This window comes from Flavobacterium cutihirudinis, from assembly GCF_003385895.1.
In the GTDB taxonomy this organism is placed as follows: Bacteria; Bacteroidota; Bacteroidia; order Flavobacteriales; family Flavobacteriaceae; genus Flavobacterium; species Flavobacterium cutihirudinis.
In genome coordinates this window covers 1-25,512 of sequence record NZ_QRDQ01000010.1, presented here as the reverse complement: position 1 = coordinate 25,512, position 25,512 = coordinate 1, and the positions used below count along the sequence as shown (strand labels likewise).

Annotated in this window: 21 protein-coding genes, 1 tRNA gene, 1 rRNA gene and 1 pseudogene; 6 read left to right on the top strand and 18 right to left on the bottom strand. The window is 33.2% G+C overall.

Features of this window, described 5'->3' with window-relative positions; all coding sequences use genetic code 11:
- Window positions 1-9 precede the first annotated feature (9 nt).
- Genes BD847_RS14840 through BD847_RS14825 form a run of 4 tightly spaced genes read right to left on the bottom strand, consistent with a single transcriptional unit; the run spans window position 10 to window position 6,198 of the window.
- Window positions 10-1,521, bottom strand: a complete 1,512-nt coding sequence (locus BD847_RS14840) for a RagB/SusD family nutrient uptake outer membrane protein (protein WP_115889057.1) — start codon at window positions 1,519-1,521, stop codon at window positions 10-12.
- Between the two features lie 24 nt (window positions 1,522-1,545).
- Complete coding sequence (locus tag BD847_RS14835) at window positions 1,546-4,557, bottom strand: SusC/RagA family TonB-linked outer membrane protein (protein WP_115889056.1); 3,012 nt, start codon at window positions 4,555-4,557, stop codon at window positions 1,546-1,548.
- A gap of 29 nt (window positions 4,558-4,586) precedes the next feature.
- Entirely contained in the window at window positions 4,587-5,669 is a 1,083-nt protein-coding gene (locus tag BD847_RS14830; RefSeq protein ID WP_115889365.1) for a hypothetical protein, read from the bottom strand.
- 7 nt (window positions 5,670-5,676) lie between these two features.
- Entirely contained in the window at window positions 5,677-6,198 is a 522-nt protein-coding gene (locus BD847_RS14825; RefSeq protein WP_115889055.1) for a DUF5004 domain-containing protein, read from the bottom strand.
- A 482-nt stretch (window positions 6,199-6,680) separates the two neighbouring features.
- On the opposite strand from BD847_RS14825, the gene BD847_RS14820 reads away from it, so the two are divergent.
- Entirely contained in the window at window positions 6,681-8,279 is a 1,599-nt protein-coding gene (locus BD847_RS14820) for a DUF6377 domain-containing protein (protein ID WP_115889054.1), read from the top strand.
- Window positions 8,280-8,414: 135 nt separating this feature from the next.
- Here the strand turns inward: BD847_RS14820 and BD847_RS14815 are convergent, their stop codons facing one another.
- The 12 genes from BD847_RS14815 to BD847_RS14765 form a co-directional block, all read right to left on the bottom strand.
- On the bottom strand, window positions 8,415-9,638 hold the full coding sequence (locus BD847_RS14815; protein ID WP_115889053.1) for a sterol desaturase family protein: 1,224 nt from the start codon (window positions 9,636-9,638) through the stop codon (window positions 8,415-8,417).
- 140 nt (window positions 9,639-9,778) lie between these two features.
- Window positions 9,779-11,065: a Glu/Leu/Phe/Val family dehydrogenase gene (locus BD847_RS14810; protein ID WP_244201612.1), complete on the bottom strand. Its 1,287-nt coding sequence runs from the start codon at window positions 11,063-11,065 to the stop codon at window positions 9,779-9,781.
- Between the two features lie 446 nt (window positions 11,066-11,511).
- Entirely contained in the window at window positions 11,512-12,366 is an 855-nt protein-coding gene (locus BD847_RS14805; RefSeq protein ID WP_115889052.1) for a DMT family transporter, read from the bottom strand.
- A gap of 31 nt (window positions 12,367-12,397) precedes the next feature.
- The gene (locus tag BD847_RS14800) at window positions 12,398-13,717 is read right to left on the bottom strand and encodes a serine hydrolase (protein ID WP_115889051.1); all 1,320 of its coding nucleotides are present in this window, start codon (window positions 13,715-13,717) and stop codon (window positions 12,398-12,400) included.
- 5 nt (window positions 13,718-13,722) lie between these two features.
- Window positions 13,723-14,160 carry a MarR family winged helix-turn-helix transcriptional regulator gene (locus BD847_RS14795; RefSeq protein WP_115889050.1) on the bottom strand — a complete coding sequence of 146 codons (438 nt, stop codon included), beginning with the start codon at window positions 14,158-14,160 and terminating at the stop codon, window positions 13,723-13,725.
- 92 nt (window positions 14,161-14,252) lie between these two features.
- A complete protein-coding gene (locus BD847_RS14790) occupies window positions 14,253-14,846 on the bottom strand; it encodes a 2OG-Fe(II) oxygenase (protein ID WP_115889363.1) in 594 nt (197 codons plus the stop codon).
- 153 nt (window positions 14,847-14,999) lie between these two features.
- Complete coding sequence (locus tag BD847_RS14785; protein ID WP_115889049.1) at window positions 15,000-16,463, bottom strand: AAA family ATPase; 1,464 nt, start codon at window positions 16,461-16,463, stop codon at window positions 15,000-15,002.
- 88 nt (window positions 16,464-16,551) lie between these two features.
- Window positions 16,552-17,670 carry a vWA domain-containing protein gene (locus BD847_RS14780; protein WP_115889048.1) on the bottom strand — a complete coding sequence of 373 codons (1,119 nt, stop codon included), beginning with the start codon at window positions 17,668-17,670 and terminating at the stop codon, window positions 16,552-16,554.
- Window positions 17,671-17,776: 106 nt separating this feature from the next.
- Window positions 17,777-18,157, bottom strand: a complete 381-nt coding sequence (locus BD847_RS14775; RefSeq protein ID WP_115889047.1) for a YchJ family protein — start codon at window positions 18,155-18,157, stop codon at window positions 17,777-17,779.
- Window positions 18,144-18,380, bottom strand: coding sequence for a hypothetical protein (locus tag BD847_RS14770; protein ID WP_115889046.1), 237 nt, complete (start codon window positions 18,378-18,380; stop codon window positions 18,144-18,146). Before BD847_RS14770 ends, BD847_RS14775 begins: the two co-directional genes overlap by 14 nt.
- A gap of 91 nt (window positions 18,381-18,471) precedes the next feature.
- A complete protein-coding gene (locus tag BD847_RS20860) occupies window positions 18,472-18,618 on the bottom strand; it encodes a hypothetical protein (RefSeq protein WP_167443869.1) in 147 nt (48 codons plus the stop codon).
- Entirely contained in the window at window positions 18,618-19,160 is a 543-nt protein-coding gene (locus BD847_RS14765; RefSeq protein ID WP_115889045.1) for a hypothetical protein, read from the bottom strand. The genes BD847_RS20860 and BD847_RS14765 overlap by 1 nt, the downstream gene beginning before the upstream one ends.
- A gap of 84 nt (window positions 19,161-19,244) precedes the next feature.
- Between BD847_RS14765 and BD847_RS14760 the strand changes: the two genes are divergently transcribed.
- From BD847_RS14760 to BD847_RS14740, 5 genes and pseudogenes are all read left to right on the top strand, one after another.
- The gene (locus tag BD847_RS14760; protein WP_115889044.1) at window positions 19,245-19,490 is read left to right on the top strand and encodes a hypothetical protein; all 246 of its coding nucleotides are present in this window, start codon (window positions 19,245-19,247) and stop codon (window positions 19,488-19,490) included.
- Between the two features lie 364 nt (window positions 19,491-19,854).
- Complete coding sequence (locus BD847_RS14755) at window positions 19,855-20,295, top strand: KTSC domain-containing protein (RefSeq protein WP_035650904.1); 441 nt, start codon at window positions 19,855-19,857, stop codon at window positions 20,293-20,295.
- A gap of 259 nt (window positions 20,296-20,554) precedes the next feature.
- Window positions 20,555-21,316, top strand: a complete 762-nt coding sequence (locus tag BD847_RS14750) for a DUF4369 domain-containing protein (protein ID WP_115889043.1) — start codon at window positions 20,555-20,557, stop codon at window positions 21,314-21,316.
- An 18-nt stretch (window positions 21,317-21,334) separates the two neighbouring features.
- Window positions 21,335-21,721: pseudogene (locus BD847_RS14745) on the top strand (peroxiredoxin family protein); the annotation flags it as partial.
- 494 nt (window positions 21,722-22,215) lie between these two features.
- Window positions 22,216-22,296 (top strand) — tRNA-Tyr (locus BD847_RS14740).
- 166 nt (window positions 22,297-22,462) lie between these two features.
- Here the strand turns inward: BD847_RS14740 and BD847_RS14735 are convergent.
- Together BD847_RS14735 and rrf are read right to left on the bottom strand one after the other, a co-directional pair.
- A complete protein-coding gene (locus BD847_RS14735; RefSeq protein ID WP_115889041.1) occupies window positions 22,463-24,478 on the bottom strand; it encodes a BCCT family transporter in 2,016 nt (671 codons plus the stop codon).
- A gap of 666 nt (window positions 24,479-25,144) precedes the next feature.
- Window positions 25,145-25,254 (bottom strand): 5S ribosomal RNA (rrf, locus tag BD847_RS14725).
- Window positions 25,255-25,512 lie beyond the last annotated feature (258 nt).

The following is a 25,512-nucleotide window of genomic DNA, read 5'->3' as shown; positions in this document are numbered from 1 at the left end:
TTCAGAAACCTAATTTACAGGATATCCCGGATTCTGTTTCAAATTTGCATTTGTCGATAAAACTGTACTTGGAATAGGGAAAATTGCTCTGTATTTCTCCGTATCACCTTTTTCCCACCATGGCAGGAAGAATGTACCAAAACGAATATTGTCTGTTCTTCTTCTTCCTTCAAAAGTAAACTCACGAAGTAACTCCTGATCTATAAAATGCAAATCAATTGTTGCTGGCAGTTCTGCACCGGCGCGTGAAGTTACTTGTTGTAAAAATGGTTTTGCTAAATCTGGAGATCCAAGGCGAACATAACATTCTGCTTGCATCATTAAAATTTCAGCATAACGAATTACTACTAAATCATGATCACGTTCCCAGGTTTCTCCTTCTTTCATTTCGTATTTGCCTAAACGAACACCTTCATTTTCTTTAGCATCAGTAACACTATTAACATGCTCAGTATAAGTCAGTTTTTCACCGTTATCCATAATAATAACCTGTCCTGTAGCTAGATTGATCTGATCTCCGGCAACCATACATTTTTTTCTTTTATCTGTGTCAGCAAAAGCAGAGTAAACTCCAGGCTGTGCACACATTCCGTTTGCACTCCAAGGATAATCTGCAGTTGCAGAAACGGTTAATTTATGCAAGTAATGACAAGACATTGAATTCATGTAATTTCCAACAGTTCCTGCTTTTGAATCGTAAGGAATTGCGAAAATAATTTCTGGTGATTTTTGATTTTCAGTAGCGAAATTTGCAAAGAAATCTGGCGCTAATGAATAACCTGAAATTTTTTGACACATGTCTAAACAATCCTGCCAACGTGCTGTACCAATAAAAGCTTCAGAGTTTAGATATAACCTTGCCAATAAAGAGTAAGCGACATTTTTTGTCATTTTAGAATACACCACATTTGCATTTAAATGTGGAATAGCGTCTGTAAGTTCTTTTTCAACAAAATCATACACTTGTTTTCTTGTAGAATTTGATGGAAGTGATGTGTCTTCGAAATCAGTTACGATTGGCACATTTCCAAATAAATCCAAAAGATTGTAATAATAATACGCTCTTAACGCTTTTAATTCAGCATAAATTGGTGCTTTTGAAGTGTCCGACAAAGATGATTTATCGATTTGATAAATGATCGAATTGATCTTTGCAATTCCGGTATAATTGTAACGCCAAGCCGAAAGAATCATACGATTATCTGCTTTCCAGTGATGTGTTTGCGCATCCTGATATTGTCCTCCATCGTACCAGTTTGAACCTCTTGTTGGAATAGTCGCTTCATCAGAAACGGTTTCATTTAAAAAGAATACATATTCACAAGTTGGATAATTGTTTGATATTCCGTCAGCAAATCCTCTTAAAGAAGAATAAGCTCCTCCAACTAATGCATCAACTTCTTTGGAAGTATTTCCAAAATTTCCATCCTCTACTTTATCATATAAATCTTCACTTAAATCTGTACATGATATCGTAAAAAGCATGCTCATCAATATTGCTGCTGTTATTTTGATTTTCATTTGTTTTATTTTTGAGTTAATCGCTTATTTATTCAGCGTAAAGTTTAATCCAACCGAAATTGTTGTTGGTCTAGGATAGTTGTTATATCTGTCAATTCCTGGAGATGCTAAACCTGTTTGATCAATAACACCATTTACTCCATTTTGTGCATTTAAACCAATCTCCGGATCAACCCCTTTATAACTTGTAACTACAAAAAGATTTTCTCCCATTAAATAAAGTCTAAGTTTAGAATCTTTCAAGTTTAATGGTAAAGTATACCCAACTGTAAGCGTTTGTAATCTAAAGAAAGAAGCATCTTCAATCCAGTAATCAGAATATTTAGGAGCTGATGTAATGCCGCTTCCTAAGAAATCATCCGGAACATTATAAGCTGGTAATCTGTTTGGATCGTTAAGCATCATGTTTGTTGCATTTAATGCTTTTTGTCCAAACATTCCGTAACCACTGAATCCTAGATCGAAGTTTCCGTATGAAAAGTTCATTCCGATACCTAATGTCAAATCTGGCTGAATATTTCCTAAATCTGTTTTATCAGCATCAACTAAAGCACTTTCCGGAACAATAGTTCCTGCTGCGTTGTAATATTGAATTTTTCCAGTTGAATCAAGTCCTGCATTTTTGAAACCCCAGAAAGTTCCAACAGGATAACCCTCAGCAATAATTTGAGAATATTGTCCAGACATACCTGCTAAACCGTGCAATGAACCGCTGTAAATAACATCTGTTTTATAGGTTGGATTCGAAAGTTTTTCAATTTTTTGAACGTTGTGACCAAGAGTCAAATTAGCATTCCAATTGAATTTTTCTCCTTTGATGATATCAGCATTCAAAGTAAGCTCAACTCCTTTGTTTGACATTTCACCAACGTTTGCCAACATAGTTCCAACTAAATAAGGTGGCTGCGGCACTTCGTAAGTGTATAATAAATCCTCTGTGTTTTTAGAATACCACTCAAATGAACCAGAAATTCTGTTGAAAAGCGTAAAATCAAAACCAATGTTTAATTGTTTAGTAGATTCCCATTTCAAATCAGGGTTTGGGTTTTGTTGTGGCGAATAAGCCAAACTCCAAGTTCCTGTAACTGGATCGTAATAACTGTCGTTTCCAACTCCTAAAATAGAAAGCGATTTGTACTCTCCAATTCCGTCTTGATTACCCGTTACACCATAACCAACTCTCAATTTTAAATTATCAAGCCAGCCTTTTGTCGAATCCATAAATCCTTCATTTGAAATTTTCCAAGCCACAGAAGCTGACGGGAAAGTTCCCCATTTGTTGTTTTCTCCAAAACGGCTAGAACCGTCTCTTCTTACTGTTGCAGTCAGCAAATATTTTCCGTCATATGAATAATTTGCACGAGCATAAAATGAAACCAAATTTGATTTTCCTTTATACGAATACACATCACCTAAACGATATTTGTAACCTGCACCTAAATTATTGTAGCTAAAAGCATCTGTTACAAAACCACTTCTTTGCGCTCCAAAACCTTCGTAAATATTTTCTAAATAAGAATATCCTCCAAGGGCGCTGATAGTATGTTTGTCGATTACTTTATTGTAATTCACATAAAGTTCGCCTTGCGCATTTGTGTATTCAGCATATGTTCTTTGAGCATAACCGCCTTCTGTAGCTCCTTCCAGAACTGCATAACTTGGTTTATAAGTACCTCCCTTAACTGCATTATGTTCTAAAGAAATATTAGCAACAGCTAGGAAATCATTCAAAAATTTAACTTCCGTTTTAAAATAACCTAAAAGTCTGTGTCTTTCATTATCAACCGTTCTGTTTGTTAAAAGTTCAACTGGATTGAAGTACTGATTAAGCGCTACAGATGAAAATTCTCCACTTGGCGTATAAACCGGAATTGTTGGATTCAGGTTGTAAGCATATTCAAAAATCCTGTAATCAATTGGATGCCATTTATCGATATTAGCAAATAATCCCATATCAAATTTCACATCTTTATTATCTCCAAGATATTGATATGCATTAATGTTTCCGCTAAGTCTTTCTAAACCAGAATTTTTAATAACTCCTTCATTGTTTAAGTATGAAAGTGAAGTTCTAAAACCGCTGTCCGCTTTACCAGAATTGATTGTCAAAGTATGTGATTGCGAAATTGCTGTTTGCTCGATTGCTTTTTGCCAATCTGTATTTGCACCATAATCAATTGCATCTTTGTTTCCCGTTTGGCGAACATAATTTCTCCATTGATTTGCTGACAAAAGATCTAAATTATCGTTTACATACCCAATACTTGATAAGCCGCTATACGTAACAGAAACACCTTTTGTACCTGATTTTGTTGTAATAATAATAACTCCGTTTGCTCCTCTAGAACCGTAAATTGCAGTTGCTGAAGCATCTTTTAAAACGTCAACCGTTTTAATATCTGAAGGCTGCACAATGTTGATATCAACACCTGCAATTCCGTCAACTACGATTAAAGGGTTGTTGCTTGCTGTTAACGAAGTTCCTCCACGAAGTCTCAAAGTAGAACCCGCCGCTGGATCACCAGAAGGACGAATAACATTTAAACCTGCTACTTTTCCTTGTAAAACTTGCTCTGTAGAAGAAATTGTTCCTTTTACCAAATCATCAGCTTTTACAGTTGAAATTGCTCCTGTTAAATCTGATTTCTTTTGAGTTCCGTAACCAACCGCTACAACCTGTACTTCAGCCAATTGATATCCATCATTTTGCATGCGAACATCAATATTTTTTGATGCTGAAGTGATTTGAACTTTTTGAGTTGCTGATCCAATAAAAGAAACTTCAATAGAACCTCCTACGGCTACCGTCAAAGTAAATTTCCCGTCAAAATCTGTTGTGGTCGCATTTTTTGTTCCCACCTCAATTACCGATGCTCCCGGCAATACAGTGCCTGTATTGTCATACACAGTACCTGAGATCTGCTTTTTATCTTGAGCAAACATTCCTGCCGAAAGAAAAAGCATGAAAATCATGAATACTGCAGTTTTAGTAGTCCACATTTGATGCAGGACTATTTTTTTATTTTTACTATTCATTAGAATTGATGTTTTAATTTGATAGTGAATTATTTGTCTAAAGTTTTAAGAGGAATGTTGGTATCAGAGATTGTTTTGTCTTTGTTGTCTTTTACCAAAACATGAATCTCTGTAAGACCTTGAACACCATTTAGCTCTGAAACTAAATTGACAAATCCTTTTATCTCCGCTGTTCCTCCTGAAAATTCGCCAGATATTATTTTGCTTCCTGCCGTAATGGTATAAAGAAGTTTGTTTACCCCCGCTTCATTGTTTTTTCTAGACATTCCAAGGAAATCTTTTTGACTGATAACCGTTGGAAAAAAACTGAAACTTGGCGGTGGCGGCGGAATAAATTCTCCTGCATAAATAATTTGATCTCCAGAATTTGCGGTCCAATTCTCTGCAACCATTAAAAAATTCATGTTTTCCATGATGAAATCGTCCGGTGCATTGAAGTATTCTTTAGGGATAAGATCCATTTTATAAAAACCGTTTCCTAAATCTTTTAATTTTGTTTTAGCCGCAATCTCTGGTTTCGCAGCCTCATACATTTGCTGAATAGCCCAGTTATTTAAACCTGCATGCATATGCACACTTGGAGTACCTGCAAATGCTGGAATAAGATTCGAATTGAATACTATACTCAATGGTTTATCGATTAAAGGTTTTGTTGGATAAGGTCTGAATAATTCTCCTGAAGTATAAAAAGAAGAGAAATCAGTGTAAGGCATATTTGCAACATCACTTTGTTTTGATCCGTTTTTATTTTTCAAACGAAACCAAAATCCTGCACTTGCAGCAATTTCTTCCGGAGTTTTAGAAAAATAAAGAGTTGGCGTTAAAGTGAAACTCCAGATTTTATTTCCTTCATATTTAAGTTTAGCAAAATCCGACGAATTTTCCCAGTTGCCCGCATCCGGTTCAGATGGCGACCAAATCCAGATATACAGATCTTCTGTCTCTGCAAAAGTCGTTGCATTTAAATCAAAATACCAGGTCACCTGTTCATCATATTTGTAAACTACAGGATAAGATGACATACTGCCTACAGCTCCAGCGGCTTCCTGTGCCTGAATAAAATTTGGAGCCAATAAAAGGGCTAGTAAAATTGTATATATAAATTTTTTCATAATACTTTTAGTTAAGAGCATTTAATTTAAACACATAAGACACAAATGGAGAACCACCAGATGAATGAATTAGCTGAAATTCTAATTCCTCATTGCTTCCTGGAACTGATGATAATTTTAGCTCATCTGTTTTTTGTGTTTTTTGAGCATCACTATACAAATAGATTTTTGTCTCGCCCAAATTAGTAGGCTGGAAGTCTGAACTTAAAGCCCAGTAGCCTTTTGGCGCAAATAAAGGAGGAACATCTCCTGTAACCTCATAACTTGATGGTTGGTTCTTTTCATCTACGTTGAATTTAATTTTAAAATCCTCGTAATTGAAGTACGTACTCAAGTTTTCTTCGTTTGGTTCGATCTTGTTTGCTTTCGCAACTTCATCAACCATTTTCAAGTTTGTTAATCCCCAGTTTCCATTTAGTTTTTCATAAAGGGTAATTGGAGCAACATAGCTTCCGTCGTCGGTATTATCACAGCCAAGGGCCATTAGACACATAACAACAGCTAACCAATAAATACTTTTACATTTCATAAATTTGTGGTTTGTTTGTTAGTTTTTTTGTCTCATTAAAGACAGAACGAAACTAGACGTTAAATAAATCTTAAAAAAAATATCTGAGAAAAATCAAGATTAAATACAACGTTGTAGTTGTGTAATCAATTGATTATAAATAAATTAAACTTTTGATGAAATTCAAAAAATCAAGGTGTTGTTTAGATGAAAAATAGTCAATAAATAATGGTAAATATGACAATATGTAAATTAAACTGGATATTTTTTTTACTATGCATATATATAAGTGGTTTTTATTGTATAATTGCAAATTATTAAACCACTTTTAACATTTAAGTCTTATTTTTGAGCAACTTAACGAAGTTTGAACAATTTTAACATTTAAAAATTCGAACAGCCTTAAGCAATCTCAAGCAACAATTTTCAAGCATACCCGAAATAAAAAACGAATTAACTCAAATAAACCAAAACAATTTTTTTACCCTAAACCAAAACCAAACATGCGAAGAATATTCATTCTATGTTTTTTCATTGCAGGTTTTTCTCTTACTGCGAAAGAGACGAATCCTGTTTTAGAGGAATTAGATAAAGTCCTCCTTAGAAAAGATATTTACTTGAAACAGAAATATCGAAAAATAGAAGCTTTAAAAAAAAATGTATCAAAATTTACGGTTAGTCAGAATAATGAGCAGCTGTATAATACCTATATGTCGTTGTTTGATGAATATAAATCCTTCAAATATGACTCCGCTTACTATTATCTGGAAGAAGCCAAAATCAAAGCTATTGATCTAAAAAACCCAACTTATCTGTCCAAAAGTCGTATTAAGGAAGGTTTTGTATTGCTTTCATCAGGTTTATTTAAAGAAGCAATTGATACTTTAGATATCATTAATGATCAAAAACTGGATCAAAAAAACAAGTTCGAATATTACTCAATAAAAGCCCGTGCCTATTACGATTTAGCCGATTACAATAAGGATCAGCGTTTTAACATTCATTATGTGCAGCAAGGAAATCATTTTCTGAAAAAAGCTTTAGAATTAATTGGAACCAACACAAATGAATATTGGGCAGCCGAAAGCTTAAAAAGATTAAAACAACAAGATTGGCGCGGTGCAGAATTTGCCTTCAGTTATTGGATCAACAATTATAAACTGCCAGCCGACTATTATGGAATCGCAACCTCAAGTCTTGGTTATATTTATTCGGAAAGAGGTTATACTAAAAAGGCCATTCAATATCTTGCGCTTGCGGCTATTGCCGATGTAAAAAACGCTACCAAAGAAACTGTTGCATTGCGAAATCTAGCCACAGAACTCTTTAAAATGGGTTATTTGGATAAAGCCAATGAATATATAAATATTGCAATGGATGATGCTACTTTCTATAATGCAAGACATCGAAAAATCGAAATTTCATCCATTTTACCTATTATAGAGAAAGCACAATTAAACAATGTAAAAGAGAAAAATGACAAACTCGAGCGAATTATTATTCTTCTTACCATACTTACGTTCATTATTATTTTGTTTTCGATTATCATTTTCAAACAATTAAAAGAAAAAAATAAGGCCCGAAAAATTATGGCTTCGTCTTATGCACAACTTCAGGAAATGAATATTAGCTTGAGCGAGGCAAATGCAATTAAAGAAGAATACATTACTTATTTTATAAAGGCTACTTCGGCGTTCATCAACAAAATAGATCATATTCAGAAAAGTACACTTCATAAAATCATTACTAAAAAAACAGATGAAGTAATAGCGAGTTTAAAGCGCTATAATGTGAAGGAAGAACGCGAAAATCTCTTCCATCAATTTGACGAGATTTTCCTTAAACTGTTCCCTACTTTCGTAACGGACTTCAATAATTTATTTCCGAATGATCATAAATGCATTGTCAAGAAAGGTGAACTTTTAAATACCGAATTAAGAATTTTTGCACTCTACCGCTTGGGAATTCAGGATAGTAGTCAAATGGCCGAATTCCTGGAACTTTCTGTAGCTACCATCTATACGTACAAAACCAGAATTAAAAGCAAATCTGATTTTAAAGATACTTTTGAAGAAAAGATTATGGCAATTAAAACTATTTAAGTATAGGACTCCTGCAAGGTTTTCAAAACCTTGTAGGTGTTTATATTCAAAATTATACCTACAAGGTTTTGAAAACCTTGCAGGAAAAAAAAGCGACATCCAAAGTGTCGCTTTTCTTTTGTCTTTGCTCTACTATTATTCCACGGTTTCCAACTGCAAAATCGTATTTTGATATAATTTACTAAGTGAAAACAACTGCTCTGCAAAAATCATTATCGCAAGCGGAACAAAGAAAAATATCATCAAATTTTCTTCGTATAAAAAGAAAGTTGTTATCATAAAAATGCGGGCATACTCGAGATAATAAATCCATTTTCGTTGTTCTAGTAAAGCACCACAATTGATTAAGGTTATTATAATGAGCGACAAAACAAAAATTTTGTCATACATATCCAGTAAATCAAAATAATAAGTAAAAGCTGTCAAAATTAAAGTGCAGATTCCGAGTTGAATGTAAAGATAATTTCGAAACCTCAAACGTTGATGCGGATTGCTTTTATCCTGCAGAAAGCGCTTTTCTAATGTTGGTCGAATATCCTGATCCATATGCGCAGGGCTTCCAAAAACGGCTTTCCACCTTGCTTTAAAACCTTTTGAACGTTTCCATAATTCATATATCTCGAAATAATAATGAAAGTGCTGCCAAAGAAAACTATAACTTTTTAATGGATGCGTTAAACCGTATTTCGGTTTTTCTTCTTCTTCCTGGAAAGTTCCAAAAAGGCGATCCCAAAACGTAAACATATCGCCATAGTTTTTATCCAGATATTTTTCGTCAGAAGCGTGATGTACACCGTGAACAGAAGGCGTTACAAAAACATATTCCAACCACTTTATTCGGCCAATTACCTGCGTATGTGTAAAAAAGGAATATGCACCGTGAACAATCAACATCGTAATTACCATTGTTGGGTGAAAACCTATAAAAGGAAGTATGCACCAAAACCCAGTTCTAATTATAGCCTGAAAAGTAGTTATTCTGGCTGCTGCTGTAAAATTAAATTCCTCACTATGATGGTGCACAATATGTGCGGCCCAGAAAAAATTGACTTCATGTCCTAATCTATGGTACCAATACCATACAAAATCGGTTGCGAGAATAAGTGCAAACCAAACAAATATATTACTTGGAATATCAAAAAGTCTGTAATTATTATATATAAAATAATACAGCTGATAAAAACTTGCTGCAATAAATAAATTAATTAAACGCTCTGCGATACCAATGCTAATATTTGAAACCGAGCTTTCGTAGTTAAAAATTTCCGGTTTCTTTTTGTGTTGAACCAGCTTATATTCCAAAAACAAAAACAGAAAAAAAGCAGGCATTGCAAAAGCAAGAAAATTAATGTGTTCCATTTTTTAAATTTCTTTTTATTCTTAAAAAACTAAAATACAATTCGTTATACAACTAAATACAAAACATTTCTAAAAGTCAATTCATTTTTATATTTCAAAATGATATCAACTTTCAGAAATGATTTTTTTAAAACTCATTTCTAATTTTGCTTAAATTTTGGCTCATCAATAGCTACTTCTTTTACAGATTGCGTTTCGGCAACCTTTTGCAAAGCGAGAATATAAGCTGCGATTCTAGGCGTTACATTGTGTTTTAAAGCCGTTCTGAAAACTGTTTCAAAACCTTTTTCCAAAATATCTTCAAGACGCGTATTGATTTGATGGATTCTCCATGATTCTAAAAGCGAATTCTGAAGCCATTCAAAATATGAAACAGTAACTCCACCCGCATTTGCCAAAATATCCGGAACAACTAAAACATTGTTTTCATGCAAAATTTTATCCGCATCAGATGAAACAGGTCCGTTTGCACCTTCTACAATTATTTTAGCGCGAATTTCTGCCGCATTTTTCTGTGTAATTACATCTTCTTTTGCAGCCGGAATCAAAACATCAACATCTAAAAGCAACAATTCTTCGTGTTTAATTGCAACCGAATTTGGATAACCTTTTATGCTTTTGTTATTCAGATTATAATATAAAATCAACTCCGGAATATTAATTCCATCTGGATTATAAAACGCTTCAGAAACATCACTTACTGCAACCACTTTTAGCCCTTTTTCGAATAAAAACAAAGCCGAATGCATTCCAACATTTCCAAAACCCTGAATCGCAACAGTTGATCTCGCTGGTCGCAATTTTAATTTTTGAAGTGCTAATAACGTAATAATGCTCACGCCTCTTCCTGTTGCTTCTACCCTTCCTAAAGATCCGCCTGAATGCAAGTGTTTTCCGGTTACAACGGCATGAATTGTTTTGCCGTGAACAATTGAAAACTCATCCATCAACCAGCCCATTTCATCTGGTCCTGTTCCCATGTCTGGAGCCGGAACATCTTTTTCCGGTCCAAAAATATCGGATAATGCTTTTGTATACGCTCTTGTAATTCTTTCTAATTCGGTTTTAGAAAGTGTTCTTGGGTCGCAGATAATTCCACCCTTTGCTCCTCCAAAAGGGATTCCGGTAACGGCTGATTTCCAGGTCATCCACGCAGCAAGCGCTTTAACTTCATCTAGATTTACCGCAGTATCATATCTAATTCCTCCTTTTGACGGACCTAATGCCGTATTGTGAATTACGCGGTATCCTTCAAAATTCTGTTCTTTTCCATTATCTAATGTGATCGAAAAATTGACCGTAATTTGTTTTTCAGGGCGCTGTAGTTTGAGCCTTATTGATTCATCTAAATTAAGAATATCGGCTGCTATATTAAAACGATCAATCATCGATTGAAACGGATTCTGTTTTATAATTTCTGAACTCATCTTTTTAAGTTTTAATTTTTTAGTTATCTGATTTGGGAAATCCTATTATAAACTCGTGAAATAAAATCGGCAGTAACTGCACGTACAACACGGAATTTTCATCAGACAGCAATGCATCATACTATTTGTATTTCTATTTGATCTCATATCTTAGATTATTAAGAGTTCTCAAAAAAAAGCCTTTCATTGGTGCATGAAAGGCTAAAAAAAAAAAATAACTAACAAGTACTTTCTCTATTAACGCCATTTCATCGCATTGTCAAACATGCAGCACATCGTCAAGCTGCACATAAACGGGATGATATTTAGAACATAGTTTTTCATTGTTAGGACAAATTTATAAATATATTTTATAAATTCTATCGAATTAGTAGAGTTTATTTTAAAAACTTTTTAAATTCTAACAAAACAAACTGTAAACTAAGGCGTTAAGAGATTAAAAAAAATTAGTTTAATTGTGAAAAAACAATAAAAACAATAGCTATAAGCGCTAAAAAGATTCCAATGAAGTTAATTTTGGATAGTTTTTCCTTGAAAAAAAGTAAGCCAACAAGACTTCCTAAAACAATAACACCAATGTTCATTCCGGCAAAAACGGTTGATGGATTTTCAGAAAATGCTTTGTGGGCTTTTAAATAAAATAATATATTTCCGAAGTTAAAGATGCCGACCAAAGCGCCAAATAACACGTTTTTTAAGTCAAGTTTTGTTTTCTTTTGGACAACATCATAAATCACAAGTACTAAAGAAACTGCCAGTGCAATATCAAAAACCACAAATAAAGAAGTTGTATAGGGCAAAACCGTATAAAGCGCAATTTGCTTAAAAAGTATATCAATAATTCCAAAACCTAAAAAAACAACGAACGGATAAATCCATTTGTTTTGATCGTTTCCTGTCTGCTTTTTTAAAATGAATAAAAGCGCTATAAATCCTATTATTAGACCAATAACTTTATACGAATTGAATTCTTCCTTAAAAATAAGCCAAGCTGCAATTATCGGAATAAAAAGTGATAATCGTTGTGCCGCATCTGTTTTTACGATTCCCATATGTTTTATAGACGAAAACAAAAACAGAAAAACAATTGGAAGTAAAACACCAACTGCTATATAAATATTCCAAGGTGCGTCGGAATGAACTGCAGTAATATCTGGACTAAAAGTAAAATAGCATAGTATTAATGCCATTACATAATTGAAAGTAATAATCTGAACAGGATCAGCGTTATATTTTCGGGTTATTTTAAAAATTACGCCAACGGTAACACTGCAAAGAATACTTAAAATAAGGAATAACATAAAATTGAATTTTGAATTACAAAAATAGTATTTATACGCTCTTACTTTTAATTTTCACTTCTTTTATTCCAGCCTTTTTTAGTTCCAACTGTATAACTTTTCCTTTTTTATTTTTAATGAATTCAATCGTAGTATTGTTATTATCTGCGCGGAAAAATTTTGTTTGTGACTCCGGCAACAACTCAATATCATAATCAAGATAATACAGTTTATTATCTTTCTTTAAAATTTTAATATTTTCATACTCCCCTACATATTCATTATAAACTTTTGTATCAATTGCTGTTTGAATATGTTTATATGGAAGTTCAACTTCTTTTCCAAAACAAATTCCCGCAAGTCCATATGCGATATAATAAGATTTTGACTGATTATTAGACAAAACAGTAATCAATATATTATCGTTTGTATATTTATTGAATGAAGTCATTGCTCCAAAAAAACCGCCATCGTGTGCAATTAATTGATGATTTTGACTGTAGAACGGATTTACCAAAACTCCGTAACCAAAATTTTGATCGTTGTAAGAAGTAAACATCTTTTTCTTTGATTCTTCTGATAAAAGAATTTGACTATCAAATAATGCTTTATTCCATAAGTACAAATCATCAATAGTCGAATAAACTCCGTCATGACCAATATTAAAATCCCAATTGATATATGGATTTTTTTCTAATTTGTTATCTTTCAGATAATACGTTTTAGTCATTTTGCTAACTATTGTATTATTTGTCGAAACACCAGAATTGTACATTTTGGCACGATCAAATACATTCTGTTTTAAATATGCCGCATAAGATTGTTCCGAAACTTTCTCTATAATTCTTGCTAACAAATAGTAACCAATATTACTGTAAGCTGTACTTGCGCCAGGCTCAAAAAGTAAAGGCTTTTTTATAATGTAATGATAAACCGAATCTTTTTCCAGATTTGTTTTTGACAAATACAATTCATCAAAATCCATTTGTAAACCAGCATTATGACTTAACAACATTTTTATGGTTATTTTTTCTCCATTTGGAAAATCTGCAAAATACTTATTTATAGAATCATCTAAGGACAGCTTTTTACTCTCCGCCAATTGCAAAATTGCAACAGCCGTAAACTGCTTTGAAACCGAGGCTAAACTAAATTTTGAGTCGATTATATTTTCAACCTTCCATTCATAATCAGCAAAACCATAGACTTTTTTCAATAATATTGAGTCGTTCTTGCAAATAAAAACAGCGCCACTAAAATCATTAATCGCAAACTGCGCATCCATATACTTTTCAAGTTTACTGCTCAATTCTTTTTGTGAATAACCAAAAGTAAACACCATCAACATTACTAGGATTAACTTTGATTTCATATCAATTATTTTTTACAGTTTTGAATTATTTTATGAAGCGTTTGGTCCAATAATGCAATTTCATTTAATGATAATCCATGCAAAGCTTTTTCCCGATTATGTTGAACAACAGGTTCAATTAATTTAATAGTTTTCAATCCCTTTTCAGTTACTACAAGATTGAACTTTCTTCTATCTTCAGAATGTATTGTTCGGGTTAAATAATCATTTTTTACCATTAATTCTATCATTCTGGTGATGGAAGCATTGTCTTTAAAAACAAGATTTGCCAATTCGTTTTGAGATATATTTTGATTTTGTTCCAGTATAATAAGCACCAAACATTGATCTACTGTAATATCTTTTACCACTTTAGCGATATTTTTTTGCGCCAGTTTTCGATATTCTTTAATTGCCTTTTCTATAGAATAAAGAGCCGTTCCAGTTGGGTTTTCAATTTTCATGTCTATTTTATTTGATACAAATATAATTGATATATCAATATAAATAGTCAAAAATCTTAAATAGCCACTCTTAATTTAAAAATGGCTAATTTTTAATCACTCTTTAGCCAGCCGGTAATACTCATTCGGGTATTTTGCGTAACTAAAACTTCGTGAACCAATTCATTACTTTTAAAGAAAACCGTTTTACCCTGAATTGGCGAAATTTTCTCCTGACTGTTGTTTTGATGAATCATTAATTCGCCGCCGTCACTTTCTTTCCAATTACTATTTAGATAGCTAATCATAGAGTATTTACGGCTTGAATTATTTTTGAATTGATCGAGATGTTTTAAATAAAAATCACCTTTTTCATACAAAGAATAATGAAATTCGTACCCCGTAATTCCGGCAAAACAACTTTCGTTTAAATAGAGTACAAAAGCATCGATTATGTCAAAAAACTCATTTTCGAAAACATTATTATGTTTTTTATCAAGCCAATAAATCACGTCCTTTCTAATGGTTCCGTCCAGAGCAAACTTCTCCGAATTCCCTATTCCCGCTGTCAGCAAAAGACTTTCAGCATTTAAATTGATTAAATTTTGCTTGAGATTATCTGCTAAAGCATCACTCATAAAACGTTCTGATATTCCAATTTTATTCTCTATATAACTTGCTATCAAGTCTTCGAAGCTATCTACCATTTCTTTTTTGGGAAAGCTGCGAATACAGCCAACGTAGCAAGGTAGACTAATTAAAATTGGTAACATCACTTCTTTAAATAATAAACCCGACAGATTTTAAAAAAGCCTGTCGGGTTTAATGAGTACACAATCAATTAATAAATTTATAGTTCTCTACAATTTACTAATATAACTTCCGTACATATCTTTGAACTGGTGTCCGGTTGCAAAACGATCTTTGCTAAGTTTTTTATATTCTACTAAAGCCCATAAAATAAACTCTTTCACAAAGTATTGATCTTTTTTATCCAATTGTGGTTGGTATTTTTTCAATAGTATTTCCAAAGGTGCAATTTCATCCAGAATAGCTTTATATTCTGCATCAGACGCATCGTCTAATAGTTCAAAACCGCTTTCTGCAAAAAACCATTCAATTAAATCAGAATAAGGTGTTTTTTCTCCTTGTTTTTCAAGCTTTTCAATTTTAGGAAAATAGGTTGGAAATAAAGTTCTAATTGCTGAGCCAATTAAATACTGTGCTACAACCGCTGCTCCCTCCTGCTCGCCTTCATAAACTAATTCCACTTTACCAGTAATTGCCGGAATGATTCCCATAAAATCTGAAAGTCTTAAAATGGTTTTATCAACTCCCGATTTTAATGCTCGGCGTTCTGCCGTACTTATTAAATTTTCAAAAGCAGTAATACTCATTCTGGCACTTACACCGCTTTTATTATCAATATATTCACTTTCGCGAGCCTCAAAGCTAATTTGCTCTAAAATATCTCTCGCTAAACCTGGCACATAAACAATATCACTTTGGTTTTCATCCAGTTTTGCTTCCTGCTCTGTAATAGTTCTGGCAATAGCAACATTTTCAGGATAATGCGTCAAAATCTGCGAACCAATTCTATCTTTAAGAGGCGTTACAATACTTCCTCTATTTGTATAATCTTCTGGGTTTGCTGTAAAAATAAACTGCATATCAAGAGGCATTCTCAATTTAAATCCGCGGATTTGAATGTCTCCCTCTTGCAAAATATTGAAAAGTGCCACCTGAATTCTGGCCTGTAAATCTGGTAATTCATTTATAACAAAAATGCTACGATTTGCTCTCGGAATCATTCCAAAATGAATTACACGATCATCAGCATAGGATAATTTTAAATTCGCTGCTTTTATAGGGTCAACATCACCAATTAAATCGGCCACGGTAACATCTGGAGTTGCCAGTTTTTCAAAGAAACGCTCGTTTCTGTGCAGCCACGAAATTGGCGTTTCATCACCTTTTTCATCAATTAAATCTTTAGCAAAACGCGAAATGGGATTCAGCGGATCGTCATTAATTTCTGAACCGGAAACATACGGAATGTATTCATCTAACAATTCTACCATTTTACGCGCCAAACGTGTTTTAGCCTGTCCGCGAAGTCCCAATAAATTGATGTTATGACGAGAAAGAATCGCACGTTCTAATTCGGGAATTACGGTGTTTTCGAATCCGTGAACGCCTTCAAAAACAGGTTTTCCTGATTTTATTTTTTCACGAAGATTATTTCGTAATTCATCTTTTATACTTAGGCTTTTATATCCTGCGGCTTTTAATTGTCCTAATGTTTTTATAGTAGTTATTTCCATTGTATTGAAATATCGAATTTGTATTTTTTTATTTTTTTAGATGATTAGCGTTGTGTCATTCCAGTGCTAGACGCAATAAATTGCGTTTCTACCGCACGCGTTTTTTTCTATTCGTTTCATAATCTTCAAAAATCATTTCACCAAGACCTTTTAATCCTGTATAAAATGCTTTTCCTTGATTTGCTTCTGTAAAATGATTCACAAACCGCTGCAAATAAGGATCATTTGCAATCATAAAAGTCGTAATCGGAATATGTAGTTTTCTTGCTTGTTGTGCTTGCGTGTAGCATTTATCAACAATATACTCATCAAGACCATTGCTATTCATATAATAAGAACCGTCACGCTCACGAACACAGCTTGGCTTTCCGTCGGTAATCATGAAAATCTGTTTGTTGGTATTCCGTTTTCTTCTCAAAATATCCATTGCTAACTGAAGTCCCGCAACCGTATTAGTATGGTAAGGGCCTACTTGTAAATAAGGCAAATCTTTAATTGGAATCGTCCAGGCGTCATTTCCGAAAACGAGAATATCAAGTGTATCTTTTGGATAACGCGTTGTGATTAATTCCGCCAAAGCCATTGCCACTTTTTTAGCCGGAGTGATTCGGTCTTCTCCATACAAAATCATACTGTGACTAATATCGATCATCAAAACAGTACTCATTTGCGCTTTGTACTGTGTTTCTTCAACAACCAAATCATTTTCTGTCAGCATGAAACTTTCTACTCCGTTATTGATTTGAGCATTTCGAAGACTTTCTGTTAATGAAATTCTTTCTAAACCATCTCCAAAATTAAATTCACGAAATTCTCCTGTATGTTCATCGCCATTTCCGGCGTGTTTTGTTTTGTGATTTCCGTTTCCGGAACGTTTCAGATTTCCAAAAATCTGGTCTAAAGCTTGCTGACGAATTGCTCTTTCTGTCTTGGCTGTTATTCCAAAACCATTTGAACCATCTTCTTTTACTTCGTCTTTTATGTAACCTTTCTTTTTTAAATCTTCGATAAAATCATCGATTGTGTAGTTTTCGTCGGTCAATTTATATTCTTTGTCTAACTCCCGAAGCCAGCTGATTGCTTCATCAAAATCACCCGAAGTATGGGTGATTAACTCTTTGAAAATGCCAAATAGTTTCTCAAACGGAGACTGAAATGGGGCTTCGTACGACTTAAAATAAAAACCTTTTTTAAATTCGTTTTTCATAATTTTAAAATTACGGTTTTTTAGAATTACGAAAAACGAATCGTTTACTAATTTTTAGTTAAAATATTCAACCAAAATCAATAGCTAACAGCGTTAGATATTGTAATTATTCAAACTTTCCATCAACATAATACCATGCGCCATTTTCGAGTTCAAAAGTCGAAAATTCATAATGTGTCTGAGGTTTTAGATTTGCATCTAAAAAGTACGCTTTGAACTCTACTGTGTTCTCAGTAAAACTGAGAATTTCCAGTTTCTGCCATTTATTGGTAGTTGCCCATTTTAAAATTTCAGCTTTCGAATAATATTTTCGTTCTGAAATATGAGTCGTTTCCAAAAGATAATCGGCATTATGTGTTGCATATGCTGAATATCTCGAACGCATTAAAGCTAAAGCGGTTGGAGCTTTTTCATTTTTCTGAAGATATAATCCACAGCAATTTTCAAACATTAATCCTGTATCGCAGTAACATTTATGCGTTGCCATCAACTTCTTCTTCTCCGTTAATTTTTACATGAAGCTGATTCAATAAAACCTGATATCGGCTAATTTCTCTCACCTCTTCATCTTCTTCAGCAAAATCAATCATTTCGTCTAATGTTTCACTAACTTCAAGGAGTTTATTATTTGCTTCTCTGTCGTTTTTTGCAGCAATCAAATCAATAATTTCCTGAACGTCTGCTTTTAAAGTTTCAAATTTATTATTCATTGTTTATTTTGTTTCAGGTTTCAAGTTTCAAGTTTCAAGTTTTCGTTCCAACAACTTGAAACGTTCAACTTGAAACTTGAAACTATATTTATTACTCTTCGTTTTTACTTTCGTTGAATTTCTTCACAATTTCTTTCAGCTTTTCTTTGCGCGAAACTTCGGCTTGTTTTTTCTTAGCCTGGGCTTTATGCAATTTATCATTGTGCTTTTTGATATTCCTTTCGTTATTGCGTCCCATTATATTTCTCTTTTAATTTCTTCTAAACTTTTCTCCGTAAAAATCAATTCGGTGATAATCTGTTTTCTTAAATCATTGATATCATCATAATCAAAATATTTTGCCCACGAAGTCAATTGTTGCAGATTTCTGACTTGTTTTAGACGCTTTGCAGTTTCAAAACTCGTTCTCAAAACCGCTTTTCCATCAAACTCCGGATTGTTTTTATGCTGATAATTAGCAAGGTTTTTATCAAAATCAGCTTCAATATAATAAAGCTTTTCTTCTGCATTATCTGGATAAAAGGCACTCCATTTAGCAAAACCAATCTTCGTTTTTGAATCCGTTTCCGGATCACGGGCAATTAGGCGCCATTTACTGTTTGCTAATCTTCCCCAGTGGTTAGAAACGCGATACATCCCTTCCTCAGTATAATAATAAGCACTACCAGCTTTACTTTCGAATTGTTTTTTTAAACCTTCAATTTTTTCAGGAAGCACTTCATGAAAAATACAAAACGTGTTTTTAAAAGAATTTGGATGTGGTTTAAAATTTTTCTGCATATGCAAATATACTCAGATTGTGACGAACTCCCTAAAACAAACTAAATTGATTAACTTTGCAATTCAATTTTAAAACAAAAAACCATGTCTAAAGGATCGAATGAAAAAATGCCGCAAAAAGGAGTTTTTACCGGTATTATCGAAAAAGATGAAAACAATAATTATTTCTGCGGTGTATATCTTTTAGATTATAAAATGGTTCAGGCCAATTTTAAAGAAGGAGATTGGATCACTATCAAATCTATTATTGAAAACCCTAGCGACATTAGTTACGATAAATACCCTAAGAAATCAAGAAACTTTGATAAGGCAAATCATAAGCCGGAATAAATTTATTTGTTTCAAGTTTCAAGTTTTAGGTTTCAGGTTTTGTTGAAACGGATGTTTTTTTAACGCAAAGAACGCTAAGGTTAATTTTGCTGACTATTATTCATTGAGAATATTAAGTTCTTAAAGCTTTGTATTGACAAAGCTTTAAGAACTTAATATTCTCAATGAATAAAAGAATCTTTTTGTTCTTTGCTTTAAAAAACCATAGAACCATCCGGTTAACGATTTAATAAACCAACTTTCATGAATATTTTTTCTATCAAAACAGAAAAGTTAAAAAAAAGTGTACCTTTGCAAAAAATTTGTCGATTTGAACTAATTAATATCGATTTCAAACTAATAGACAAGTAGTTACCTTTTATTTATGAAAAAAATAGTTGAATACCGTAAGTTACTAAACGTAGAGAAAACTGCAGAGTTAAAAGATTTAAAAACAATCTATCGTAATGCGATGAAAGAATCTCATCCTGATAAATTTGTTGGAAATGAAGCTGGTTTAAAAGAGGCAGAAGAGAAAAGTAAAACAATTATCGAAGCTTACCACTTTTTAGTAAGTATTCATCCTGATACTATTAAACTTAATTTACCAGAATACACAGAAACAATTTCAACTTGTACCATTACAGATTACAAATTTGTAGAAGGGCGTTTGATTATTGATTTTTCTAACGGAAGTGTTTACGAATACATTAGTGTTCCTAAAGCTACTTACGTGAAAATGGTAAACGCTGATTCACCGGGAAGATTTGCAAAAAGACATATTTTGAACTCTTTCACTTGGAGAAAGAAGACAAATCAAGAGTAAACTTTACACCCAAATATAATTAAAAGCATTCTGGCAACAGAGTGCTTTTTTTATGCTTACTAATTGAGAATTTAATTGTTTTTTATCAAATAAAAAATGCTTTTCATAGTTTTTACATGATTAAAACAGTCGAATACCTTGAAAATAGGGACTTTAGCTAAATAAAAACTATAACAAAATTTTAGGTTCCAAAATTCTGTATGTTTTATAATTTTAGATACTTTTGTTGCACAAATCAATTAACTAATTAATATTTATAATGAAAAAAATATTTTTTTTACTTACCGCTACTGCAGCGATTATTTCTTGCAGCAAAGTTAAAGACGGAGAATACCTAATTACAGGAACTGCTACAGGAATTGAAAACGGTAAAACTATCATTCTTCAAGGAACTGATCCAACAACTAAAATGACAGTTGCACTTGATACAGTAAAAGTTGAAAATGGAAAATTTGAAATTAAAGGAAAAGTAACTGAGCCATCTTTCCATACTTTAATTGTTCAGGACGCAAAAGGACCACTTCCTTTTATCCTTGAAACTGGAGAAATTGCTATTTCAATTGATAAAGATAGTATCCACAAATCAAAAATTAGCGGTACTTACAATAACGACGAATACGTAAAATTCAATGACGAACTTACAAAAGCTCAAAAAAGCTTAGTAGATTTTCAGAAAAAGAATACACAAAAAATGCAACAAGCTCAACAAGCTCAAGATACAGCAACTATCAACAGTTTGATGAAACAGTTTATGGCACTTCAAACAGAAGTTCAGGCAAACTCTAAAAAGAAATACATTACTTACGCAGAAACTCATCCAAAATCTTTTATTTCTGCTTTAATCGTAAAAGGAATGTCTGAAGATCCTACTGCAGATGCTAAAAAAGTAGAAAGTTTATACAACTCTTTAGATGAGTCTTTAAAAAACACTACTCCTGGTAAAGACGCGAAAACTAGAATTGGTCAGGCAAAAATGCCATCAGTTGGTGCATCAGCTCCTCCTGTAGGCAGCGCTAAATGAAGAGCAGATTTTTCAGCTCCTAATCCAGAAGGAAAAGTAGTTTCTCTAAAAGAAAGTTTAGGTAAAGTTACTATTGTAGACTTTTGGGCTTCATGGTGTGGTCCTTGTAGAAAAGAAAACCCTAATGTGGTTGCGATTTACAAAGAATTACATTCGAAAGGATTAAATATAATTGGAGTTTCTTTAGATAAAGAAGCTGGCGCGTGGAAAGAAGCTATCGCAAAAGATGGTCTAACTTGGACGCATGTTTCAAATTTAAAATTTTGGGACGAACCAATTGCTAAACAATACAATGTAGAATCGATTCCGGCAACTTTTATTCTTGACGCATCAGGAAAAGTAGTTGCACAAGACTTAAGAGGTCCTGAATTGAGAGCAAAAATATTAGAGCTTTTAGCTAAATAATGCTTCGGAATTCCGAATGAAAAAAAAATCTCCCTAGTGGAGATTTTTTTTGCTTTACACCAAAATCATAATTCAGAACAAAACACGTCTTAAAAAGAACTAAAACATCGTGAAAAGAATAATTATTGACATGATATATAAAACCAGTTAAGCATTTAAACTTTTAAAACAAACCTATAATCTTTTGGTGCAATAAAAACTGAATGTTGTTTCTTCCAAAAACATCATTATAATTCAACAATTGTATAGGTTAACGGCTCTCTAAATCCAAAATTGAACACAAAAACCACACGATCCATCAAAAGAATTATCCTACTTTTAAAAATTTATCAAAAAAAAGCACACAGTAGCTATTTTTATTTTATTCAATTCCAATGAATTAAAAAATAACTTTAAAATAACTTAAAATTAAGTGCTTTTTTTGTTTGTAAATGTAGAAAACGTTCCTATATTTGCAACCGCTTAGAACAACAAAGCGCAACAAAGCTGAGATCGGGGAGATACTCAAGCGGCCAACGAGGGCAGACTGTAAATCTGCTGTGTGAACTTCGCAGGTTCGAATCCTGCTCTCCCCACGGAAAAAGTAAAACCTGTAAATCTAGATTTACAGGTTTTTTTATTTAAGTCCGTTTTTTATTTTATTATAAAACCAATCAAAATCTTATTGACAAAATATCGACACTTTTAGATTGGAATTATCTTCACATTTGCCATTATTTAAGCGCCTATCGAAATAATAATTTATTTGTATTTATGATTCAAATCACTACTGATAAACATTTCATTATTTTCTTCTGAAATAATCTCCAGAAATCTTTCATAATGCTTTAAAACATCTGAAATAAGTTCAATTTTCGTAAATAACTGAACGTCATAACCCTCTCTGTCATCACCAAAATAAGATTTCGGAAAATACGTAACATTATCATTTACTTCCGGAAGATTTTCGTCTGTCAATAGATAATCGGAAATAATCCTCGATTCATTTTTAACACCGTAAAGGAAATTGTTTACAATATTGTGCTTTATTTCAATTTCTATCCTCAGAGGGTTTTCATAGGAATTAATTTTGGCCTGGATATTACTTTTTGCAAATTCGGATTCTAATTCTATAAATGCTTCATGTATACTGGTATTGATAAATTCATCAACAGATAATTTATCATGAAAAGAAACAATTTGCTTTAGACGCTCTTTCCAAGACGCTCCCGACCAAGGAACCGTAGTACGGGAAAAATCTTTTTCATAATACTTTCTATCTATAGAAAGAGCTTTCATAAGACTTACTATAAAGAGCAACATTATTATTGAAAATGGAAGTGCAGTAATCAAAGTCATACTCTGAAGTGCTGCTAATCCACCGGCATTAAGAAGCATCAATGCGAGCACTGCCAACAGAATTCCCCAGCTTATCGTCTGCCATTTAGGAGAATTTTCAGCGTTTTTGGTTGCAATGCTATTCATTACAAAAATTCCACTGTCTGCTGAAGTTACAAAGAAAATAATAATGATCGAAATTACAATAAAACTCAACGCTCTTGTCAGAGGAAGATACTCCAAAAAACTAAACATCAAAGCATCAGGATTACCCGCTAACGCACTCAGTGCACCGTTGGCTGTATGCAAATCAAACCAAATGGCGCTTCCACCAAAAACAGACATCCAGATAAAATTAAACAAGGTCGGCAATATCAAAACAGCTCCAACAAACTCTCTAATAGTTCTGCCCTTCGAAATTTTAGCAATAAAAAGTCCAACGTAAGGCGACCACGAAATCCACCAAGCCCAGTAAAGAATGGTCCAGTTATAGAACCAAGGCTGGGTATTCTCTTCGTAAATGTGCGTATTAAAAGTAAGACTAAAAAAACTATTGATATAAGTCCCAATTCCTTCGGTAAAACTACCAATAAGATAAACCGTCGGACCCAGAATCAATACAAAAAGAAGCAAAAGTATTACACTTATAATATTGATTCCGCTGAGAATTTTAACTCCTTTATCCAAACCACTCACCGCCGAAAAAATAGACAAAGAAACCAATACAGCAACAATCATAACCTGATAAACAAAACTGCTTTCAGGCACAACATTCAATATCTGTAACCCTGAGTTGATCTGTACTACCCCAAAACCAAGCGTTGTAGTAATTCCAAAAAATGTACTGCAAAGTGCAAAAACATCAATTATATTTCCCCACCTGCCTTTAATTTTATCTTTCAATAAAGGATAAAAGCAACTCCTAAGCGAGAGCGGCAATCTGTATCGATACGTAAAATAAGCTAAAGAAAGCCCCACTACTCCATAAATTGCCCAAGCATGAATTCCCCAATGAAAAAAGGTATAAAGTTGCGCATTCTGAGCTCTTTGAACAACAGTTTTTTCAGCAAAAATTTCATTGGAATAATGCTGCATCGGTTCCGCAACGCTAAAATACATCAAACCTATTCCCATTCCTGCAGCAAAAAGCATTGAAATCCACGAGAAAAAAGAATAATCTGGTTTACTATTATTCCTTCCAAGCCGGATATTTCCGTATTTACTTACCATTAAATAAATCAAGAACAAAACAAAAATGGTAACTGACCAAACGTATACCCAGTTCAGATTAACAAAAATGAAATTTTTCACGACATTGAGAAGATCTTCAGTAAAGTCTGGAGAAATAGCCGACAGCACACAAATTCCTATAATAAAAACCAAACTTGGCACCGTAACACCCATACTAAGTGTTGTTCTTCTTTTGTGAAATTGCTGCATATAATTTTCAATAATTAGGTTAAATGAAAAATAATCAGAAAAATCCGGTATTCACTTTAAGTTCCAAAGAAATACAAAACTAAATGCAAAGCTGTTATAAACGAAGTTTTAATGAAGGAAATAACAGAACTACTAACAAATATAAAAAAAATTACATCAAAAAGAGGACTTCAGAAAAACTGGAGAAAGACAAAGTAGAATTACCAACAAATTTACCTCAAAAAGCTAAGATGGTTTTTGAGAAAAACACAAAAGAAAAGACTAACAATTTATTTATTTTTTGACTCCTACCTCTAAAATTAAAAGAAAAATACGTTCAGGTAGCCCATCCGCTCAATATAAACAAAGATAAGCTGTAACACCGGAAAAACTTTTGCAAAGAAGCAATATCGGCAACTAACTTTAAATTATCCCACCCATATACATTTGAAGCGAAAACCGTGATGCAAAACCATCTGAATTCTATCACAACAACGAAATTCAAAAAAGCAATAAAATCTTCTCATAATACACGTTTTCAGTTTTCAAAACAGCCACAAACGGTTTTCAAGCTAAAGATTGCCTACAGTTGCATCGTCGGGTCGTAACAAGGAAAGAAGATATGCTTTCCCAAACATTTGTAAAACGAAAAAATCCCCATCAATTGAATGATGAGGATTCTCAAAAGAAAGGCGACGACATACTCTCCCACATAACTGCAGTACCATCTGCGCAGGCGGGCTTAACTACTCTGTTCGGGATGGGAAGAGGTGAGCCCCGCCGCAATAACCACCTTAAGGTCATTGTTGGCGGTTGTTGGTTTATGGTTGTTGGTGTTTCCATCAACTACCAGCCTTCAACTGTCAACTGCAGCTTCGCTGCAAATATTTTAACATACTGAGATAAAGAAAAGTAAGTTTTAGTTTTAGAAAGTTTCCTCCCGATCCGCCTGGGCGGATCGGGAAAAGGGTGTACATAAGCTTACGGATTATTAGTACTACTCGACTATGACATTACTGCCTTTACATCTATAGCCTATCAACGTGGTCATCTTC

Excerpts from the sequence above, each read along its gene's own strand:
- BD847_RS14790 (WP_115889363.1), bottom strand. The coding sequence starts at position 14,846 with ATGGTAGATAGCTTCGAAGACTTGATAGCAAGTTATATAGAGAATAAA.
- BD847_RS14770 (WP_115889046.1), bottom strand. The coding sequence starts at position 18,380 with ATGAATAATAAATTTGAAACTTTAAAAGCAGACGTTCAGGAAATTATT.
- BD847_RS14830 (WP_115889365.1), bottom strand. The coding sequence starts at position 5,669 with ATGAAAAAATTTATATATACAATTTTACTAGCCCTTTTATTGGCTCCA.
- BD847_RS14840 (WP_115889057.1), bottom strand. The coding sequence starts at position 1,521 with ATGAAAATCAAAATAACAGCAGCAATATTGATGAGCATGCTTTTTACG.
- BD847_RS14815 (WP_115889053.1), bottom strand. The coding sequence starts at position 9,638 with ATGGAACACATTAATTTTCTTGCTTTTGCAATGCCTGCTTTTTTTCTG.
- BD847_RS14805 (WP_115889052.1), bottom strand. The coding sequence starts at position 12,366 with ATGTTATTCCTTATTTTAAGTATTCTTTGCAGTGTTACCGTTGGCGTA.
- BD847_RS14785 (WP_115889049.1), bottom strand. The coding sequence starts at position 16,463 with ATGGAAATAACTACTATAAAAACATTAGGACAATTAAAAGCCGCAGGA.
- BD847_RS14750 (WP_115889043.1), top strand. The coding sequence starts at position 20,555 with ATGAAAAAAATATTTTTTTTACTTACCGCTACTGCAGCGATTATTTCT.
- BD847_RS14800 (WP_115889051.1), bottom strand. The coding sequence starts at position 13,717 with ATGAAATCAAAGTTAATCCTAGTAATGTTGATGGTGTTTACTTTTGGT.
- BD847_RS14735 (WP_115889041.1), bottom strand. The coding sequence starts at position 24,478 with ATGCAGCAATTTCACAAAAGAAGAACAACACTTAGTATGGGTGTTACG.
- BD847_RS14835 (WP_115889056.1), bottom strand. The coding sequence starts at position 4,557 with ATGAATAGTAAAAATAAAAAAATAGTCCTGCATCAAATGTGGACTACT.
- BD847_RS14825 (WP_115889055.1), bottom strand. The coding sequence starts at position 6,198 with ATGAAATGTAAAAGTATTTATTGGTTAGCTGTTGTTATGTGTCTAATG.
- BD847_RS14760 (WP_115889044.1), top strand. The coding sequence starts at position 19,245 with ATGTCTAAAGGATCGAATGAAAAAATGCCGCAAAAAGGAGTTTTTACC.
- BD847_RS14810 (WP_244201612.1), bottom strand. The coding sequence starts at position 11,065 with ATGAGTTCAGAAATTATAAAACAGAATCCGTTTCAATCGATGATTGAT.
- BD847_RS14765 (WP_115889045.1), bottom strand. The coding sequence starts at position 19,160 with ATGCAGAAAAATTTTAAACCACATCCAAATTCTTTTAAAAACACGTTT.
- BD847_RS20860 (WP_167443869.1), bottom strand. The coding sequence starts at position 18,618 with ATGGGACGCAATAACGAAAGGAATATCAAAAAGCACAATGATAAATTG.
- BD847_RS14795 (WP_115889050.1), bottom strand. The coding sequence starts at position 14,160 with ATGAAAATTGAAAACCCAACTGGAACGGCTCTTTATTCTATAGAAAAG.
- BD847_RS14780 (WP_115889048.1), bottom strand. The coding sequence starts at position 17,670 with ATGAAAAACGAATTTAAAAAAGGTTTTTATTTTAAGTCGTACGAAGCC.
- BD847_RS14755 (WP_035650904.1), top strand. The coding sequence starts at position 19,855 with ATGAAAAAAATAGTTGAATACCGTAAGTTACTAAACGTAGAGAAAACT.
- BD847_RS14775 (WP_115889047.1), bottom strand. The coding sequence starts at position 18,157 with ATGGCAACGCATAAATGTTACTGCGATACAGGATTAATGTTTGAAAAT.
- BD847_RS14820 (WP_115889054.1), top strand. The coding sequence starts at position 6,681 with ATGCGAAGAATATTCATTCTATGTTTTTTCATTGCAGGTTTTTCTCTT.